General features: G+C 70.7%; 19 protein-coding genes and 1 pseudogene. 12 read left to right on the top strand and 8 right to left on the bottom strand.

All coding sequences use genetic code 11. The features are described from left to right. Window positions 1-65: 65 nt before the first annotated feature. The 8 genes and pseudogenes from ABZ956_RS07060 (at window position 66) to ABZ956_RS07095 (ending at window position 6,203) form a co-directional block, all read left to right on the top strand. Window positions 66-782: a hypothetical protein gene (locus tag ABZ956_RS07060; RefSeq protein ID WP_361888157.1), complete on the top strand. Its 717-nt coding sequence runs from the start codon at window positions 66-68 to the stop codon at window positions 780-782. Between the two features lie 417 nt (window positions 783-1,199). Next, window positions 1,200-1,669: pseudogene (locus ABZ956_RS07065) on the top strand (alcohol dehydrogenase catalytic domain-containing protein); the annotation flags it as partial. A 211-nt stretch (window positions 1,670-1,880) separates the two neighbouring features. Then, a complete protein-coding gene (locus ABZ956_RS07070) occupies window positions 1,881-2,249 on the top strand; it encodes a TauD/TfdA family dioxygenase (protein ID WP_361888159.1) in 369 nt (122 codons plus the stop codon). 220 nt (window positions 2,250-2,469) lie between these two features. Beyond that, a complete protein-coding gene (locus ABZ956_RS07075) occupies window positions 2,470-3,294 on the top strand; it encodes a HipA family kinase (protein WP_361888161.1) in 825 nt (274 codons plus the stop codon). Further along, window positions 3,291-3,683: a DUF3037 domain-containing protein gene (locus ABZ956_RS07080; RefSeq protein WP_361888164.1), complete on the top strand. Its 393-nt coding sequence runs from the start codon at window positions 3,291-3,293 to the stop codon at window positions 3,681-3,683. The genes ABZ956_RS07075 and ABZ956_RS07080 overlap by 4 nt, the downstream gene beginning before the upstream one ends. 170 nt (window positions 3,684-3,853) lie before the next feature. After that, window positions 3,854-4,615, top strand: a complete 762-nt coding sequence (gene fabG, locus ABZ956_RS07085) for a 3-oxoacyl-ACP reductase FabG (RefSeq protein ID WP_361888166.1) — start codon at window positions 3,854-3,856, stop codon at window positions 4,613-4,615. Between the two features lie 18 nt (window positions 4,616-4,633). Next, window positions 4,634-5,395: an SDR family oxidoreductase gene (locus ABZ956_RS07090; protein ID WP_361888168.1), complete on the top strand. Its 762-nt coding sequence runs from the start codon at window positions 4,634-4,636 to the stop codon at window positions 5,393-5,395. Between the two features lie 121 nt (window positions 5,396-5,516). After that, a complete protein-coding gene (locus ABZ956_RS07095; protein ID WP_361888171.1) occupies window positions 5,517-6,203 on the top strand; it encodes a uracil-DNA glycosylase in 687 nt (228 codons plus the stop codon). Between the two features lie 97 nt (window positions 6,204-6,300). Here ABZ956_RS07095 and ABZ956_RS07100 read toward each other — a convergent pair whose 3' ends face one another. The 3 genes from ABZ956_RS07100 to ABZ956_RS07110 form a co-directional block, all read right to left on the bottom strand. After that, a complete protein-coding gene (locus ABZ956_RS07100; RefSeq protein ID WP_361888174.1) occupies window positions 6,301-7,035 on the bottom strand; it encodes a hypothetical protein in 735 nt (244 codons plus the stop codon). A gap of 152 nt (window positions 7,036-7,187) precedes the next feature. Beyond that, window positions 7,188-7,700 carry a DinB family protein gene (locus ABZ956_RS07105; protein ID WP_361889374.1) on the bottom strand — a complete coding sequence of 171 codons (513 nt, stop codon included), beginning with the start codon at window positions 7,698-7,700 and terminating at the stop codon, window positions 7,188-7,190. A gap of 43 nt (window positions 7,701-7,743) precedes the next feature. After that, the gene (locus ABZ956_RS07110) at window positions 7,744-8,349 is read right to left on the bottom strand and encodes a TetR/AcrR family transcriptional regulator (RefSeq protein ID WP_361888177.1); all 606 of its coding nucleotides are present in this window, start codon (window positions 8,347-8,349) and stop codon (window positions 7,744-7,746) included. Between the two features lie 71 nt (window positions 8,350-8,420). Between ABZ956_RS07110 and ABZ956_RS07115 the strand changes: the two genes are divergently transcribed. Beyond that, window positions 8,421-9,596, top strand: coding sequence for an FAD-dependent monooxygenase (locus ABZ956_RS07115; protein WP_361888180.1), 1,176 nt, complete (start codon window positions 8,421-8,423; stop codon window positions 9,594-9,596). A gap of 34 nt (window positions 9,597-9,630) precedes the next feature. Then, window positions 9,631-10,533, top strand: coding sequence for a Gfo/Idh/MocA family oxidoreductase (locus ABZ956_RS07120; RefSeq protein ID WP_361888182.1), 903 nt, complete (start codon window positions 9,631-9,633; stop codon window positions 10,531-10,533). On the opposite strand, the gene lnt is transcribed toward ABZ956_RS07120, so the two are convergent. Continuing rightward, window positions 10,508-12,055: an apolipoprotein N-acyltransferase gene (gene lnt, locus ABZ956_RS07125; protein WP_361889376.1), complete on the bottom strand. Its 1,548-nt coding sequence runs from the start codon at window positions 12,053-12,055 to the stop codon at window positions 10,508-10,510. The two genes, ABZ956_RS07120 and lnt, sit on opposite strands and share 26 nt — an antisense overlap. Before the next feature lie 755 nt (window positions 12,056-12,810). On the opposite strand from lnt, the gene uppS reads away from it, so the two are divergent. Beyond that, complete coding sequence (gene uppS / locus ABZ956_RS07130) at window positions 12,811-13,611, top strand: polyprenyl diphosphate synthase (protein ID WP_361888185.1); 801 nt, start codon at window positions 12,811-12,813, stop codon at window positions 13,609-13,611. 115 nt (window positions 13,612-13,726) lie between these two features. Beyond that, the gene (locus ABZ956_RS07135) at window positions 13,727-14,749 is read left to right on the top strand and encodes a hypothetical protein (protein ID WP_361888188.1); all 1,023 of its coding nucleotides are present in this window, start codon (window positions 13,727-13,729) and stop codon (window positions 14,747-14,749) included. A gap of 105 nt (window positions 14,750-14,854) precedes the next feature. On the opposite strand, the gene ABZ956_RS07140 is transcribed toward ABZ956_RS07135, so the two are convergent. The 4 genes from ABZ956_RS07140 to ABZ956_RS07155 are packed head-to-tail and all read right to left on the bottom strand — an operon-like array spanning window position 14,855 to window position 17,649. Further along, a complete protein-coding gene (locus ABZ956_RS07140; protein WP_361888191.1) occupies window positions 14,855-16,291 on the bottom strand; it encodes a cytochrome P450 in 1,437 nt (478 codons plus the stop codon). Beyond that, window positions 16,288-16,911 (bottom strand): ATP/GTP-binding protein, encoded by a 624-nt coding sequence (locus tag ABZ956_RS07145; RefSeq protein ID WP_361888194.1) that lies wholly within the window; start codon window positions 16,909-16,911, stop codon window positions 16,288-16,290. Before ABZ956_RS07145 ends, ABZ956_RS07140 begins: the two co-directional genes overlap by 4 nt. Beyond that, window positions 16,892-17,266: a DUF742 domain-containing protein gene (locus ABZ956_RS07150; RefSeq protein ID WP_361888197.1), complete on the bottom strand. Its 375-nt coding sequence runs from the start codon at window positions 17,264-17,266 to the stop codon at window positions 16,892-16,894. Before ABZ956_RS07150 ends, ABZ956_RS07145 begins: the two co-directional genes overlap by 20 nt. Further along, window positions 17,263-17,649 carry a roadblock/LC7 domain-containing protein gene (locus ABZ956_RS07155; RefSeq protein ID WP_190109753.1) on the bottom strand — a complete coding sequence of 129 codons (387 nt, stop codon included), beginning with the start codon at window positions 17,647-17,649 and terminating at the stop codon, window positions 17,263-17,265. The genes ABZ956_RS07150 and ABZ956_RS07155 overlap by 4 nt, the downstream gene beginning before the upstream one ends. Between the last annotated feature and the right edge of the window lie 23 nt (window positions 17,650-17,672).

Genomic DNA, 17,672 nt, shown 5'->3' on the forward strand with positions numbered 1-17,672 from the left:
CGTCACATCAGTAGCTTGGTGCGTACATGCCCTGATGGGCGGCGTCGGATCGGGAGGAGCGCGCCATGCGCAGATATTCCCTTGTCACGGCAGCAGTTGCAGGGGCCATCGGCCTGATTCTGGGAAGTACCGCCGTGGCGGCGCAGCCGGCGCCACGGCTGGCCGAGCGCTACCTGAATCTTCATCAGTGCGTCTATGTCGGCAGTGGCGGGCACTATACGAACGTGCTGCCGAACACGGCGAACACCGCGTTCAACACGGGTACGAACGTCTCCAACACGCCGGACACGGCGCTCTCGTGCGGCCCGGGAGGCGGGGGCTGGAGTCCCGCTGCCGCCAACTCGGCGGTGAAGGCCTTCGACCTCGCCGCCGGGCGGTACCTGAATCTCCACCAGTGCGTGTACTACTCGGCTGGGCAGCACTACACAGCCGTGCTCCCGAACACGCCGAACGCCAACTTCAACACGGGCACCAACGTCTCCAACACCGCGGACACCACGCTGACCTGCAGCCCGGGCGGGGGCGGCTGGAGTCTCCTGCGGGCAAACTCCGCCGTTCAATCCTTCGACCTGTCGGACAACCGCTACCTCAACCTGCACCAATGCGTGTGGACGTCGGCCGGGCAGTACTACATGGGCCTGATGCCCAATACTCCCAACGCCAACTTCAACACCGGCACAAACGCGTCCCGCACGGCTGACACGGCGCTGCAGTGCGGTCCTGGCGGCGGAGGCTGGACTCTCGACCGACTCAACTCGGCATACCGCCCTCTGGGCAGTTGAGACCGGACTGACGTCATGCCGGATGCTCCCGGTGCCGTCATGGCACCGGGCGTATTCGGCGAGCCGCACCTCGCGAGGCTTCGGTCGGCCGACTGAGTGGGTTCGGTGACGGGTACGACGCGCTGTTGCAGGATGCTGCCGGGGCTGTGAGGACGTTGTCGAGGGTGGTGGGCCACTGGTGGTCGGTCATGGCCCAGCCGCAGTGCGCGCCGGCGCCGCCCGAACTCACCCGGATCCCTCACCGAGGTAGCGGCTGCCGGCCCCAGAGGCATCGGTGACCCCCGCCTGGCGGCGGAACCACGGCGACTGCGCGTCGCCCGCAGGCTTGATTTCGCATCTTCACGGACCGGCGGGACCGGCGGGACCGCCTAGGGTGGGCCGCGTTCCGCCACCCGTCTTTCTCGGGGGAGGAGTCCCTTGGACGCGCTGGGTGAGACAGTAGTCGCCGGCGCTCCGGCGGACGTGCTGGCTCGTCTGCCCGTGCCGACACGTATCTCGCCGCGCACCTGCGGGCCACCGATGCCGGCATGTTCGACGGTACGGCCGAGAAGGACGTGCGGAAGTCGATCCACGTCGGACCGGTGCCGATGCCCGCCCTCGCGCCGGACGAGGTGCTGGTGGCCGTCATGGCGAGCGGTATCACCTACAACACCGTGTGGTCAGCCGTGTTCGAGCCCGTCCCCACTTTCGCTTTCCTCGCGGAGTACGGGAAGCAGGGCCGCTGGGAGGCCCGGCACGACCTTCCGTACCACGTCATCGGCTCGGACGCCGCCGGGGTCGTCGTGCGTACGGGGGCGGGGGTGCGCCGCTGGAGGACCGGTGACGCCGTTGTCGTGGCGACCGGGGTGGTCGACGCGGAGGATCCCGCCGTCCACGCCGACAGTATGGAGGTCAACCGGCTGATTTCCCTGGGCCACATCAGACCCGCTCTGTCCGCCGTCCACGCGCTGCGGCGGGCTCTCGACGGGCACGGGGTGGTCGTCCTGCGCGGCGTACGGCCCGGACCTGGCGGACTGGAGACCGTCGCCCGGCTCGTCGGCTCGCCCCGGCCGGTCCCCTCGCCGCACTCCTTCCCCCCCTCACCCGGACAGCCCGTACGTGCAGGTCATCACCACCGACATCCACCCCTCGGCCCACCCTGACATCGCCCAGTGGCACACCGACCGGTCCTTCCGGCCCCGGCCGGACCGCTACACCCTGCTTCAGGGCCACGTGCTGCCCACCCGCGGCGGGGACACCCTTTTCGCCGACATGGTCGGCGCCCACAAGACGCTCCCACCGCGGTGGAAGGACGCGCTGGAGGGGGCCGTCGGCACCCACACCCATGCCCTGCGCGGTGACACGGCCCGGCACCCCGTCGTCAGCCGAGTGCCGGGGCCGACCCGGACGGCGCTGTACCTCAGCCGGCTCTACCTGACCGGCATCCACTACCCCGGCGGCTCCGTGACCGGCCCCTCCGTCGACTGACCGACACACTCCCCGAGCAGACCCGCGTGGTGGCCCAAGGCGCCATTCATGTTCGCCGCCGGGGCCAGGCGATCTCCTCGCCCGCGATCACCCTCGGTTACTATGCTCACTTCATGCCGGAGGCGGCCGGCAGCAAGGGGCGCGCCGGCGAGTCCCGCTGCCGCACCCCTTCGAAGCGGTCTGTGGAGTGCAAGGCTAAAGAGACGGATGGCCTGGGGAAATGCTGGAAGAGGTTGTTGCGACCCGCTATATCGCGCCTCTGCGTGAGGGCGGCTCGCTCCCGGGCATCGTCGAGGCCGACGATCTCGGTACGTACGTCATGAAATTCACCGGCGCCGGTCAGGGCCGTAAGACGCTGGTGGCCGAGGTCATCTGCGGGCAGCTCGCCCGTCGCCTCGGGCTGCGCGTGCCGGAGCTGGCCCGCATCCAGCTCGACCCGGTCATCGGCCGCGGCGAGCCGGACCCCGAGGTGCAGGCGCTCCTCAAGGCCAGCGGCGGGCTCAACCTGGGGATGGACTTCCTCCCCGGCGCCCTCGGCTTCGACCCGCTCGCCTTCGAGACGGACGCGGCCGAGGCCGGGCGCGTGGTCTGGTTCGACGCGCTGATCAACAACGTCGACCGCTCCTGGCGCAACCCCAACCTGCTGGTGTGGCACGGCGAGATGTGGCTCATCGACCACGGCGCCACCATGATCTGGCACCACAACTGGCCGAGCGCGGCGGCCGCGGCCGGCAAGGCGTACGACGCCTCCGACCATGTGCTCGCCTCCTTCGACCCGGACGTCGCGGGCGCTGCGGCCGAGCTCGCCCCGCGCATCACCGCGGAGCTGCTGACCGAGGTCGCCGCCGACGTGCCCGACGAGTGGCTCGCGGACGAGCCCGGCTTCGACAGCCCGGACGCCCTGCGCCGCGCCTACGTCGAAGTACTGCTCGAACGCGCGGTGACCATCGGCGATCGCATCACTGTTGGCGAGCGCAGCGCCGACAAACCCTCGCAGGCCCCTGAATGGGTGCGTGTCAGGCTGAACGGAAAGGCCGGGAAATGACGCGCCACAACGGACGCGACGTCTTCGAGTACGCGCTGCTGCGCGTCGTACCGCGCGTGGAGCGCGGGGAGCAGATCAACGCCGGAGTCGTCGTCTACTGCCAGGCCAAGTCCTACGTCGCCGCCCGCGTCCATCTGGACGAGGCCAGGCTGCTGGCCCTCGACCCCACGGCGGACGTGGCGGGCGTACGCGCCGCGCTGCACGCCGTCGAAGGCGTCTGCGCCGGCGGCGAGCGCGCCGGGCAGGCGGCCTGCGACGACGCGGGCCGGCGGTTCCGCTGGCTGATCGCGCCGCGCAGCACGGTCGTCCAGCCCGGGCCCGTGCACACCGGACTGACCACCGACCCCGACAGCGAGTCCGAGCGCCTCCTCGACCTGCTCGTCAGGTGAGGCCGCCGGCCGGGTGCGGGTGAGCGGCGGGCCGTACGGGAGGCGGTGCGCCGCGAGGCGTTGACAGCCGGTGGCGGGGCTTCTAGCGTCGTAGATCGTCCGATGCTACTAAGCGGTTGCTCACCCGCGATGGAAGGCGGGGAGCCGCCTTCGAGGTGAGGAGAACCCGCATGTCCACCACCGAGCAGCGCGTAGCCCTGGTCACGGGCGCGGCCCGGGGCATCGGCGCCGCGACCGCCGTGCGCCTGGCCGCCGAGGGCCGCGCGGTCGCCGTCCTCGACCTCGACGAGGCGGCCTGCGCGGACACCGTGGAGACGATCACGGCGGCGGGCGGCACGGCCCTGGCCGTCGGCTGCGACGTCTCCGACTCCGCCCAGGTGGACACCGCCGTGGCCCGCGTCGCCGCGGAGCTGGGCGCTCCCGTCATCCTCGTCAACAACGCGGGCATGCTGCGCGACAACCTGCTGTTCAAGATGAGCGACAGCGACTGGGACACCGTCATGAACGTCCACCTGCGCGGTGCGTTCCTCATGTCGCGCGCCTGCCAGAAGCACATGGTGGACGCCGGCTTCGGCCGGATCGTCAACCTCTCCAGCAGCTCCGCCCTCGGCAACCGCGGCCAGGCCAACTACGCGGCCGCCAAGGCCGGCATCCAGGGGTTCACCAAGACCCTCGCCAAGGAGCTCGGCAAGTTCGGCATCACCGCCAACTCCGTCGCGCCCGGCTTCATCGCCACCGACATGACGGCCGCCACCGCCGCCCGCGTGGGCATGAGCTTCGAAGACTTCAAGACCGCCGCCGCGAGCCAGATCCCGGTGCAGCGCGTCGGCGAGCCCGCGGACATCGCCCACGCCGTCGCCTTCTTCACCGGAGAGCAGGCCGGCTTCGTCTCCGGCCAGGTCCTGTACGTGGCCGGCGGCCCTCTCAACTGACGGAAGGCAAAAACACACATGACCGTTCAGGAGCGGGAGCTCACCGGAAGAGTCGCCCTCGTCACCGGCGCCAGCAGAGGGATCGGCTACGGCATCGCCGAGGCCCTCGTGGCCCGCGGCGACCGCGTCGTCATCACCGGCCGCAACGAGGACGCCCTCAAGGAGGCCGTCGCGGCGCTCGGCGAGCGACAGGCGATCGGCGTGGCGGGCAAGGCCCACGACGAGGCCCACCAGGCGGTGGCCGTCGAGCGCGCCATGGAGACCTTCGGGCGCGTGGACTACCTCGTCAACAACGCCGGCACCAACCCGGTGTTCGGCCCCATCGCCGACCTCAAACTCAGCGTCGCCCGCAAGGTCTTCGAGACCAACGTCATCTCGGCGCTCGGCTTCGCCCAGCAGACGTACAAGGCATGGCAGAAGGAGAACGGCGGCGCGATCGTCAACATCGCCTCCGTCGCCGGCCTCGGGTCGTCCCCCTTCGTCGGCGCGTACGGCATCAGCAAGGCCGCCATGGTCAACCTCACCCTGCAGCTCGCCCACGAGCTGGCGCCGGGCGTACGGGTCAACGCCATCGCCCCGGCCCTCGTGAAGACCCAGTTCGCCGCCGTCCTCTACGAAGGGCGCGAGCAGGAGGCCGTGGCCCCCTACCCGCTCGGGCGGCTCGGCGTGCCGGAGGACATCGGGGGCGCGGCGGCGTTCCTGCTGTCCGAGGCCGCGGGCTGGATCACGGGACAGACCCTGGTCGTCGACGGCGGGCTCTTCCTCAACGCCGGGGTCTGACGGCTTCCGACGGTCCCGGCCGCCGGGGTCCGCGGCCCCCGGCGACCGGGCGGAGGGCGTTGTCAGTGGTGGCCGGTAAGTTCTCACACGAGAACGGAACGAACCACCGGAGGTTGTCGACGTGAGTGTCACCGACGTGCTGCCCGAGTCCTGGCACGCAGTCCTCGGCGAGGAGCTGGAGAAGCCCTACTTCAAGGACCTCACCGCCTTCGTCGAGGAGGAGCGGACGAAGGCGCCGGTGTACCCGCCGCGCGGCGAGGTGTTCGCCGCCCTGGACGCCACTCCGTTCGACCGGGTCAAGGTCCTCATCCTCGGCCAGGACCCGTACCACGGGGCGGGCCAGGGGCACGGCCTGTCCTTCTCGGTGCGCCCCGGGGTCAAGACGCCGCCCTCGCTGCGCAACATCTACAAGGAGATGCGGGAGGAGCTCGGCTACGACGTCCCGGACAACGGCTACCTCCAGCCGTGGGCCGAGCAGGGCGTCCTGCTGCTCAACGCCGTCCTGACGGTGCGCGGCGGCGAGCCCAACTCCCACAAGGGCAAGGGCTGGGAGAAGTTCACCGACGCGGTCATCCGCGCCGTGGCCTCCCGGCCCGACCCGGCCGTCTTCGTGCTCTGGGGCAACTACGCCCAGAAGAAGCTGCCGCTCATCGACGAGGAGCGGCACACCGTCGTCAAGGGCGCTCACCCCTCGCCCCTGTCGGCGAAGAAGTTCTTCGGCAGCCGTCCCTTCAGCCAGATCAACGAGGCCATCGCGGCCCAGGGCCACGAGCCGGTCGACTGGCGGATCCCGGACCTCGCCGTCTGACCGGGCCGGGCCATCTGGCCCGGCTGGTCCTTATGGCCGGCCCGCCCGCCGGCGGTCGGACGGCGGCCCCGCCCCGGTGGCGGGGGGGCGGGGCGGATCAGTTCCCGTACACCTGGCGGCAGATCCGCGAGGCGTCGCCGCCCTTCTGCCACTTGCCGTAGGTGTCGCCCATGGCGCAGACGCCGTTGCCCTTGCGACCCTGCGGCGGTGCGGGCGCGGCCGGCGCGGGTGCCGGTGCTTCCCCGTGGGACTGGGGAGCGGACCGGCTGTGGGACTCCCCGTGCCGGTGGGCGGGCGGGGCCGGTGCCCCGGGAGCCTGACGGTGGACGGGGGCCGAGGCGGGCGGTTCGGCGGAACGGCCGTCGGCCGCAGGCGGTCGGGCCGTCCGTGGCGGCTCCGCCGACTGCCGCTCGCCGGGGCCGGCGGGACGGGCCGAACCGGCCGCGCCCTGCCCCCGGTTCGCGGGCGGGCCCCATGACGGCCGCCATGAGGGCTCCCACGCCGCGTCCTGGGACGGGCCTCCTCCCGGACCCTCTGCCGTACGCCACACGGGCTCCCGGCCCGGGCCCCACGAAGGGCCCCAAGGAGGGTCCCCGGTCAGGACCAGGGGCGGATCCGTGGACCGTCCCAGCGACGCCCTGCCCCGCTCGGGGCCGTCCCCGGTCGTGATCAGGGACTCGCGGGCAGGGCCGGGCCCGGCCTCCGGCTCCGCGGCACGGGAGAGGCGGGGCGGTACGGACCGGTCGCCATGCCGGTCGTCATGCGGGGAGACGGCGACGCAGCCGGTGGCGGCCGACATCGCCACCGCCACGAGGCAGGCCGCTGCGGGCATTCGATGCACCTGCCCAACCCTGCTCGCGTTCATCGCCCGTTGAGAACTCCTCGCAGGGGTGATACGGGATCACGGCCTGCCCCCACGCGCCGTCCGCCACACCGTCACTCCCCGGGTCACTACCCGGGTCACTCCCCGGGTCACTCCCCAGGTCACTCCCCGGTCGCGCCGTCGATCCGCTCACGGATGAGGTCGGCGTGACCGTTGTGGCGTGCGTACTCCTCGATCATGTGGAGCAGGATCCAGCGCAGATCGAACCGTTCGCCGTTGGCGCGCATGCCGACGCTCACGTCGTCCAGGGAGCGCCCGCCCGCCGCCTCCCGGGCCGCGGCGATCTCCGCCTGCCAGACGGAGAAGGCGTCCTCGGCCGTGTCCTGCTCGGAGGTACGGAAGTCCCCGTCGAGGTCCTCGTCGCTGTAGAAGATCGGCGCGGCCGCCGTCTCCCCGGCGAGTATCCGCCGGAACCAGTGCCGTTCGACGTCGGCCATGTGCCGTACGAGCCCGAGCAGCGTCAGCTGCGACGGCGGGACGGAGGCTTCCCGCAGCCGTGCGTCGTCGAGCCCGGCGCACTTCATGGCCAGGGTGGAGCGCTGATAGTCGAGAAAGCCCTCGAGAGCGGTGCGTTCGCCGGCGATGGTGGGCGGTTCGATGCGTTCGGGAGTGATCATGGCCGCCATCCTGGCGGGCGGGGCGCGGCGGCGCCAAGGGTTATCGGCCCAGCATCCCGCGCAGCAACTCGGCGAAGCCGGCGCGCAGCTGCGCCCGCTCCGGCACCTCGGCGTGGAACGACCCGGCGACGCACGAGAACATCAGCCCCTCGCACCACGCCAGCAGGGACAACGCGTGCCGCTGCGGATCGCCCGAGCCCGCGGCGGTCATGAGCGCGACCAGCGGTTCGCGGAAGGCCCGACCCTCCTCGTCGTAGATCTTGCGCAGCTCCGGCCGCCGGGTCGCCTCCAGCGCCAGTTCGTAGCGGGCCAGGACGAGCTCGCGGTGGCCGGTGAGCGAGCGGTGCAGCGCCAGGGCCAGTGCGTCGGCCAGCGCGTCCGGCCCGCCCGCGAGGTCCGCGATCTCCGTCGGCGTCAGCACGTCCGCCTCGCGGGCCGCGTGCCGGCGCACCGCGAGTTCCAGCAGCGCCGCGCGCGTACGGGCGTGGTTGGAGGTCGAGCCGGGCGGCAGGCCGGCCGCCTCGTCCACCGCGCGGTGGGTCAGGCCCCGCATGCCGCGCTCGGCGAGCAGCGTGATGGCGGTGTCGGCGATCAGTTCGGCGCGGGAGGACGCCCCCGGGGTGCGGGCGCTGCGTGCTGCGGTCATGGACCCCAACCTAGCCGGTGCCACTACGGGCGTAGTAACCTCGCACTACAGATGTAGTGCGAGGAGGAGTCATGGAACAGCCCCATGCCGTCGTCATCGGTGCCGGAATCGGCGGCCTCACCGCGGCGGTCGCCCTGCGGCTGCGGGGCTGGCGGGTCACCGTTCTCGAGCGGGCCGCCACCCTCGAACCCGTCGGCGCCGGCATCTCCCTGGCCCCCAACGCCCAGCGGGCCCTCGACGTCATCGGCCTGGGCGACGAGGTCCGCCCGCTGGCCGCCTGGCAGGGCGACGCCGGCCTGCGCACCCCCGACGGCCGCTGGCTGGCCCGTACCGACAGCCGGGCCGCGGCCCGCCGCTTCGGCGGCCCGCTGGTCCTCCTGCACCGCGCCACCCTCGCCGGCCTGCTCACCGCGCACCTGCCCGACGGAGCCGTCCGCACCGGCACCCCCGCCACCCTCACCGACCCCGGCGCCCCCGGCCGCCCGGCCCGCGTCGCCACCCAGGACGGGGACCTCCAAGCGGACCTCGTCGTCGGCGCCGACGGCATCAACTCGGCCGTACGCCGCGCACTCTTCCCCACCCACCCCGGGCCCGCCTACACCGGATTCACCACCTGGCGCGTGGTCGTCCCCGCGCCCGAGCGGCCCTTCGCGCCGCACGAGACCTGGGGCGCGGGCCGCCTCTGGGGCAGCCAGCCGCTGAACGACGGACGCGTCTACGCCTACGCGGCCGCCCCCGCCCCCGCCCGCGACCGCGCCCCCGACGAGAAGGCCGAACTGCTGCGCCGCTTCGGCGGCTGGCACCACCCCGTCCCCGGCATCCTCGCCGCGGTCGAACCCGAAGCGGTCCTCCGGCACGACGTCCACTTCATGGCCGAGGCCCTGCCCGCCTACCACGTGGGCCGCACCGCCCTCCTCGGCGACGCCGCCCACGCCATGCCCCCGAACCTCGGACAGGGCGGCAACCAGGCCATCGAGGACGCGATCGTCCTCGCCCACCACCTCGCCCCCACCCACGACGACCTCGCGCCCGCGCTGGCCGCCTACACCCGCGACCGGCTGCCGCGCACCATGGACATCGTGCGCCGCTCCGCGCGGGCCGGCCGCGCGGCGATGCTCACCGGCGCCCCCGCCGTCCTGCGCGACGCCGCGATCGGCGCCGCCGGCCGCCTCGCCCCGGGGCTCATGCTCCGCGGCTTCGCCGGCATCGCCGACTGGCGGCCGCCCGTACGCACGTATGCTGCCTGATCAGGAAGCAGTAGGCGCGCCCAGGGGAGGCCACATGAGAATCGGCTGCATCGGCCTCGGAGACATCGCGCAGAAGGCGTACCTGCCCGTACTCACCACCCGGCCGGACCTCGAGGTCCACCTCCAGACCCGCACCCCGGCCACCCTGCACCGCGTCGCCGACACCCACCACGTGCCGGACGGACGGCGCCACACCGACCTCGACTCCCTGCTCGCGGCCGGCCTCGACGCGGCGTTCGTGCACGCGGCCACCGCCGCGCACCCCGAGATCGTCACCCCCCTCCTCGAAGCGGGCGTCCCCGTCTACGTCGACAAGCCGCTCGCCTACCACCTCGCCGACAGCGAGCGGCTCGTCCGCCTGGCCCGGGAGCGGCAGGTCTCCCTCATGGTCGGCTTCAACCGCCGCTACGCCCCCGGGTACGCCCAGTGCGCGGAGCACCCGCGCGACCTGATCCTGATGCAGAAGAACCGCGTCGGCCTCCCCGAGGACCCACGCACGCTCGTCCTCGACGACTTCATACACGTCGTCGACACCCTGCGCTTCCTCGCGCCGGGCACCGTCGACCACATCGACGTACGGGCCAGGGTCCGCGACGGCATCGCCCACCACGTCGTGCTGCAACTGTCCGGCGACGGCTTCACCGCCATCGGCACCATGAACCGCATGAGCGGCTCCGCCGAGGAGATCCTGGAAGTCGCCGGCCAGGACACCAAGCGGCAGGTCCTCAACCTCGCCGACGTGATCGACCACAAGGGCCAGCCGACCGTCCGCCGCCGCGGCGACTGGGTCTCCGTCGCCCGGCAGCGCGGCATCGAGCAGATCGTCGACGCCTTCCTCGAGGCCGTGGCGGCCGGCAGGACCCTGGACGCCGCGGACGCCCTGCTCACCCACGAAATGTGCGAACGGATCGTCACCGAGATCGCCGCGGACTCCTGACGGCCCGCCGGGCGCCTTCGACGGCACCGTAGACGGCCAGGACCACGAGCGAACCGTAGAGGGCCCAGTCCCCTGTCCGGACGTACGGGCTGGTACCCCGCGCCAGCGGGACGTCATAGACGGCCGCCGAGCTGCTGTCCACGCCGAGCGGTGCGCCGACCGTACGGCCACGCGGATCCGCCACCGTGCTCACCCCGGTGAGCGTCGCGTGCACCATCGGCCGCCAGGTCTCGGCCGCCCGCAGCGCGGCGAGCGAGGCGTGCTGGGACGGCGCCCAGCTGCGCTGGAAGGTCGAGGTCGCCGACTGGGCGACGAGCAACTGCGCGCCGTCCTTCGCCAGGCTCCGGCTCATGTCGGGGAACGCCGACTCGAAGCACACCAGCGGCCCGATCCGCAGGCCGCGCCCGCTGGTGTCCGGCAGCCGCATCACCACCGGCTGCTCACCGCGCCGGCGGTCCTCGGTGGCCGCCTTGCCCACGGACGTGGCCCAGCCCAGCAGCGACCGCGCCGGGATGTACTCACCGAACGGCACCAGCCGCATCTTGTCGTAACGGTCCCCGGTCGGCCCCTCCGGACCGATGAGCACCGAGCTCTTGAAGATCCCCGGCTGGTCCGAGCGCCGCGCGTCGACGTTGACCAGCAGATCGGCGCGGACCGCCCGGGAGAGCGCGGCGAGCCGGTCGCGCAGATCGGGACGGTTCCGCAGGTCCTGGCCGATGCTGCTCTCGCCCCACACCACCAGCTCCACCCGCTGCCCGGCCAGCCGCCGGGTGAGCTCCTCCTCGCGATCGAAACGCCGCTGCACACTGCCCCCGCCGCCGATCACCCCGGGCTGTACGACCGCCACCCGCACCGTCCCGGCGTACTGCGGCACCGGCGCCCACACCCACACGCCGCCGACCAGCACGGCGCAGGCCAGCACGCCGATGGCCGCGACCGTACGGGCCCGGGGCACCGAAATCAGCGCGGCGACACCGGTGTTGACGGCGACGATCAGAAACCCGACCAGCCACACACCCCCGACCGAGGCGACCCGCAGCGCGGGAGCCACCTGCCACTGACTGGCCCCGAGCAGCCCCCAGGGCCCACCCAAGTACTCCCAGGACCGCACGAGTTCCACGACCAGCCACCCGGCCGGCACCACGACCAACGCCGCCACCACCTGCCCCGCCCCCGGCGATCCCCCCAACAGCCGGTACACCAGCAGCCCCCAGGGCGCCCACAACAGCCCCAGCAGCGCGGCCAGCACCAGAATGAACACATGCAGATTCGGCAGCAGCCAATGATGCGCAGCCAACAAAAACCCGGCCCCACCCAGCCACCCATAGACCGCCGCCCGCCGCCCCGTAGCCGCCGCCCGCACCAGCAACACCCACGGCACGAGCGCCACCCAGGCCAGCCACCACAACGACGGCTCGGGAAACGCGAGCGCGGGCAACGCCCCGGCGAGAACGGCCGCGGCGGCCCGTGCCCAGGGCGAGGCGAGGAGCGGGTGACGTGCAAGGTCGGCAGGCATGGTCATCATGGTGTGGCTCCCTCGCCCTCGCTCACCACCGATGTCGGGAATGCCCGATCGATTCTTTTGCGCCGCACTGTCCGGTGTTCGCTGTCCGGCGGAGGGTACACCTCTAAGAGGGCTCTTCCGCCGGTCAGGGCGCGTTCGACGCATTATTAGGTATTGATGCTCATCATCAGGCTGGCGTCGGCTACGGCGTCAATAGTGCCGCGGCTGCGACGGAGTCGTAGGTTGAGCATGACCCTTCGTATGCAGGCTTCCTCTTGGTGCAGTCCTATCTCACCCACGTCACGAGCATCGTCACATACCCGCTCTTGTGACCATGTCGCCAGGTTGGTGACAATAGGCCAGCGCCTGGGTTTTTCATCCTGTGTGCCGCCGTATGCTCCGGCGCGCTCTGCGACGCATGCGCTCGCTGGGACAGATGTGCCGGCCTCTGCGGCGGCAGGGTGTCGCCAGGCCCCTGAGCGCTGCATTGTGTCCGTCACTTGATGGTGTGGTGCCTGCCGCAGGGCGCCGCTCTATTACGGAGGGGGGATGGGTTCGGGCCGTAAAGAACGCAGTGTCCCGGGGTGGTACACCGGCGCACTGTGTCCCGGTGATCGAGATGGTCTTCCCGCTCCCACTGCACCCGTGCCGCTCCGGTCTCCGTCGCCACGAGATCGGTACCACCACGGTTCGCATTCCGCCCGGCAATTCTTACGGAGTTCCCGATGGTCTCCGGAGCGTGGGTGGGAAACGTCGCAGCAAGTCTCTTCATCATGAGCGGAGCGATCATGACAAACCAGAGCGCTACATCGGTCGCGTCCACCTTGCCGGCGCAGTCGGACTCACCTGCCGCTTTCGGTACCGGATTCACCGCGGGCACCGGACACGCGCCGAAGCACGTCGCATTCATCGTCGATGGTAACCGCCGCTGGGCGAACGCCCATCAAGTGCCCTTGGAGGAAGGGCATCGCCGGGGCGCAGAGAACATCTGCAGGGCTCTGGAGTGGTGTGAGGCTGCGGGTGTGCAGATCACCACTTGGTGGCTGCTGTCGACGGACAATCTCAACCGTTCTCCGGGCGAGCTGCACAAACTCGTGGACATCATCGGCGGTCTGGTCCGAACGCTGGCCGCGAGCCGACGGTGGCGGATCCGGCATCTCGGTGACATCGACGTTCTGCCGACACGGCTGGCGACGGAGGTGCAGGCGGCGGTCGAGAGCAGCTGCGACATACGAGGTCCGCAGGTCAACCTGGCCATCGGCTACAGCGGGCGTGCGGACATAGTCGCCGCCGTTCGCTCACTGGCCCTGAAGGCGGCGGCCGTGCACGGTGCCGGCCTCCCCGTCGAAGTGACGGAAAGGCAGATCGCCGAGGCCCTGTCGACGCGTGGACAGCCGGATCCGGACCTGGTCATCCGCACCTCCGGCGAGCATCGCCTGTCGGGGTTCATGGCGTGGCAGACAAGCTTGTCGGAACTCCACTTCTGTCCCGCCCTGTGGCCCGACTTCCGCCGGTCCCATCTCGAATTCGCGCTGACCGATTATGCACGGCGAATGCGCCGGTTCGGCACTTGAGTCGCGTGCCATACCGGCGGTAAGTCCCCTGATCGCAGGGTCGTTCCTCACGGAGTTGCTCAAGGGAAACGTCGGCGTGCCCGGTCACGGCCACAGAAGGGAAGGGATCGCGGAAATGAACGAAAACCGTCTGCCCACGCTGCCTGCGCCACTGTCAGGCACCGGAGTCAACCCTCACCTGGAGCCGGCCAGGCAACGCATGTACGCGTGGGCGGATTCCTTTGGACTGATTCCCGGAGCAGTACGTGTTCACATGTACCGGAGTTGCATGGAATACCTTTCCGGACTCTATTACCCGACGGCCGATGCCGACACCTTCGACTTGGTCACCGGATGGATCTTGTGGGGGACAGTCGTCGACGATGCGATGGACGACGGCTTGGCCGGCGAAGCCCCTGCGGTGTGTCGCACCGCCATGGGGCAGGCGTTGAACTACCTGGAGCATGGGGAGTTCACATCCACCCCCGTCATCCGTGCCCTGGACGACTTGTGGCGGCGTACCGCTGCGAACCGCTCCGAAGGCTGGAAACGATCCTTCATCGATCACTGGCGGCGAGGCTGGCAGTCCGGCTATTCGGCTCAGATCGACCGTCTGTCGGGGCGCATACCTTCAGTGGCGGAGTACAGGGAACGCCGTCGGCACGACATCAAGATGCTTCCCTGTGCCGACCTGCTCGAGGTCGTACTGCACGTCGACCTTCCGGAGAACGTTCGGCACCTCCCGGCGCTCGAGGCCCTGCACAACCTGGCGTCGGACTACGCCGGGCTGGTCAACGACCTTGTCTCGGTGGAGAAGGATCTCGCCCTGGACGGCCCGCAGAACATCGTGACGGTCATCCGTACCCACGAGGGTTGCACGGTGCCCGAGGCGATCGACAGCGCCGCGAGGATGGCCAGGGAATGCGTTCAGTGGTACCTACGGGCCGAACACGAGCTGCCGATGCAACTCGATGCGGCCGGAGCCACCGGCCGACAGCGTGCTGATGCGTTGCGGTACGCACACAGCCACCGGGCCACCTTCAACGGCAACCGTCAGTGGCACCTCGAAGTGCCGCGCTACACCCATGATTACGTCACCTCGCAGGCGGGCCAGGCGGCACACATCACCGACCTGCTATCGGTGCTCGAAAAGGCCTGATCTCACGGACATTGCGGAGGTGACCTGGGGCAGGGCGTGACCTACCCCAGGTGGGGTGTGAACGTGGCGCGACGCGGTGAAGGGGCGTGTCTTGCCCAATGCCGCCTAGCGGCGCCGGAACAGATTCCGCAGCGACTTCCACCATGAAGTGCGGTTCTTGGGTGCCTGCCCGGACGGCACCGCGGGTGCCATGGGCTGGACGACCTCGGACGGCTGATCGGCGCTGGGGGCCCCGACGGTCAGCTCCAGTGGAGTGGGCTCATGCGCTGTGAACTTCACCGGAAGCTCGATGAGATGACGGGAAAGCAGTGAGGAGCGGTAGTAGAGCTCCGACTCCTCCACGGCGAGCGCGAGGTCCGGAAGGCGCAGCAGGAGGGCATCGATACCCGTACTGGCGATGGCTCGGCCGACATCCTGGCCGGGGCACTCATGGGCGCCGCCACTGAAGGCCAGGTGCGCGCGATTCCCGTGGATCGGGGCGTCGAGGTCGGGCCGGACCACGGTGTCCACGTTGCCGGCAGCCAGCCCCAGGACCAGTGCGTCACCTGCCTTGATCTGCTTTCCCGCGAGCTCCGTGTCCTGAGCGGCCCAGCGGCCGAGGACGGTCAGGAACGGCGGCTCGTCCCACAGCACCTGCTCGACGGCGTCCGGCAGGGTCATGTGCCCACCCGCCAGTGATGCTTGGAACCGCACGTCGGTCAGCACCATTTTCAGCGTGTTCGCGATGAGGTTCGCTGTTGTTTCGAAGGCGGCGATGAGAACCAGCCGCAAGTGTTGCTGGACCTCGTCGTCCGTCAGCCCAGCGGGGTGCTCGAGCAGCCAGGTGGTGAAATCGGCACCGGGTTGCGCGTGTTTGCGCGCGACAAGCTTGCGCAGCGTCTCCTGGACGAACTCATTGCTCGCGATCGCCGTCTCGGTTCCACGGAGCATGTCGCGCGCGGCATTGACCAGTTGAGGACTGTACTCCTCGGGCATGCCGAGCAGCTGTGTCATGGCCATCATGGGCAGGTGCTCGGCGAACTGGTGCACCAAGTCGGCGTGGCCGGTGGCACAGAAGCGGTCCACCAGCTGGTTGGCGCATTGCGTGACGTGACGGCGGATGCCCCGCCGGTCGAAGCGCGCGATGCTGTCGTTCACGGCCCCGCGCCAGCGCTCGTGCTGCTCACCATCGACGAACGACATCATCGGCTGCCATGTGACCACCGGCAGGAGCGGGTGATCGGGCGGCACCCTCCCCTCGCGCGTCTCGGTCCAGAGCCGTGGATCACGCGAGAACCGCGAAGGCGTCCGCGTCACGTCGAGGTTTTCCCGGTAGCCGAGTACCAGCCACGCCGGCAGGTCGCCCGAGAGCAGGACCGGGGCGACCGATCCGTGCTCCTCGCGCAACCGCTCGTACAGCCCGTACGGATCCGCCTCCGCCTCCGGCCCGTACAACCGGGTCCTGCCGCCCGGGCCCGGGCCCAGGCCCAGTTTGCTCGCCGGGCACTGAGGCGGCGGCGTCGAAAGACCTTCGGCGCGGGAGTGTTCAGAGGTGTCGGTCACTGTGACTCCGTGGGGACGGTAGTGAGGGTGTACAGATAGCGCATCAGCGCCATCAGGGTGTCGCGGCAGGAGGAGCGGTCGCGGGCGTCGCAGTCGACCATGGGGACGGAGTCGTCCAGGTCCATCGCGGCGCGGAGTTCCGACATGGGGTACTTGGGGGCTCCGGGGAAGGCGTTGACGCCGACGACGAAGGGCACGCCGCGTTCCTCCAGGCGGCCGATCACGTCGTAGCTGACCTCCATCCGGCGGGTGTCGAGGAGGACCACGGCGCCCAGGGCGCCCTCGAAGAGCCCGTTCCACAGGAACCAGAAGCGCTGCTGTCCGGGGGTTCCGAACAGGTACAGCACCAGGTGGTCGTTGATGCTGATCCGGCCGAAGTCCATGGCGACCGTGGTCTCGGTCTTCTGCTCGATGCCGGCCAGGTCGTCCACGCCGACGCCGGCCTGGGTCATCGTCTCCTCGGTCGTCAGTGGACGGATCTCGCTCACCGAGCCGACCAGGGTCGTCTTGCCGACCCCGAATCCTCCGACGATCACAACCTTGACGGCCGCGGTGGCGGAGGCCGGAAGGGTGTCCTCGCTGCGCGGCCCGGCGTAGCCGTCAGAGCTTTTGTAGTCCATGCATCACCGCCTCAAGCAGTCGAACATCGGGCAGCGCGGCCGTCGGCACCGGTGGGCGGGCCTCGACCTGTCCACCGGAGAGGAGCTCGGTCAGCAGCGGGGTGAGGGTGCTGACCGGCAGCTCCAGGTAGGCGGATACCTCGGCCACCGACAGGGGGTAGTCGCACATCCTGACGACGGCCGCGTGCTCCGGTTGAAGTCCGGGGTCGGGCTCGGCCCGGGAGACGATCAGCGTCACCAGGTCGAGCCCTCGCTTCGCCTCCGCGTGGCCCTCGCCGCCGTTGAGGATGTACAGCCGGTCCGGGTTGCCCGGGGGCTCGGGACCGGACGCGGGGCCGGGTGCGGCTTCGCTCATGTCACCGCCCCGCCGACCCGCGGCGGGCTGGTGAGGTGGGAGCCGATGCGGGCCACCAGGTCCCGCATCTTCATGCCCATCAGCCCGGCGTCCACATCGTCGTCGGCCAGCACCGCCAGATACGCTCCGGCGCCGGCGGCCATCAGGTAGAAGAAGCCGCCGTCGACCTCGATCACGACCAGGCGCATCTGTCCGTCCCCGTGCGGGAACTCGGAGGCGATGGCCGTGGACAGGCTCTGCAGTCCGGCACAGGCGGCGGCGAGGCGGTCGGCGACCTCCGTGTCGGTGCCGTGTTGGGCCATGCGCAGGCCGTCCGAGGACAGCACGATCACGTGGCGGGTCTGAGGGACGCTGGTTGCCAGGTCCTTGAGCATCCAGTCCATGTTGAACCGCGGCTGCTGCGTCA

This window comes from Streptomyces sp. NPDC046261, assembly GCF_040646235.1.
Lineage (GTDB): Bacteria > Actinomycetota > Actinomycetes > Streptomycetales > Streptomycetaceae > Streptomyces.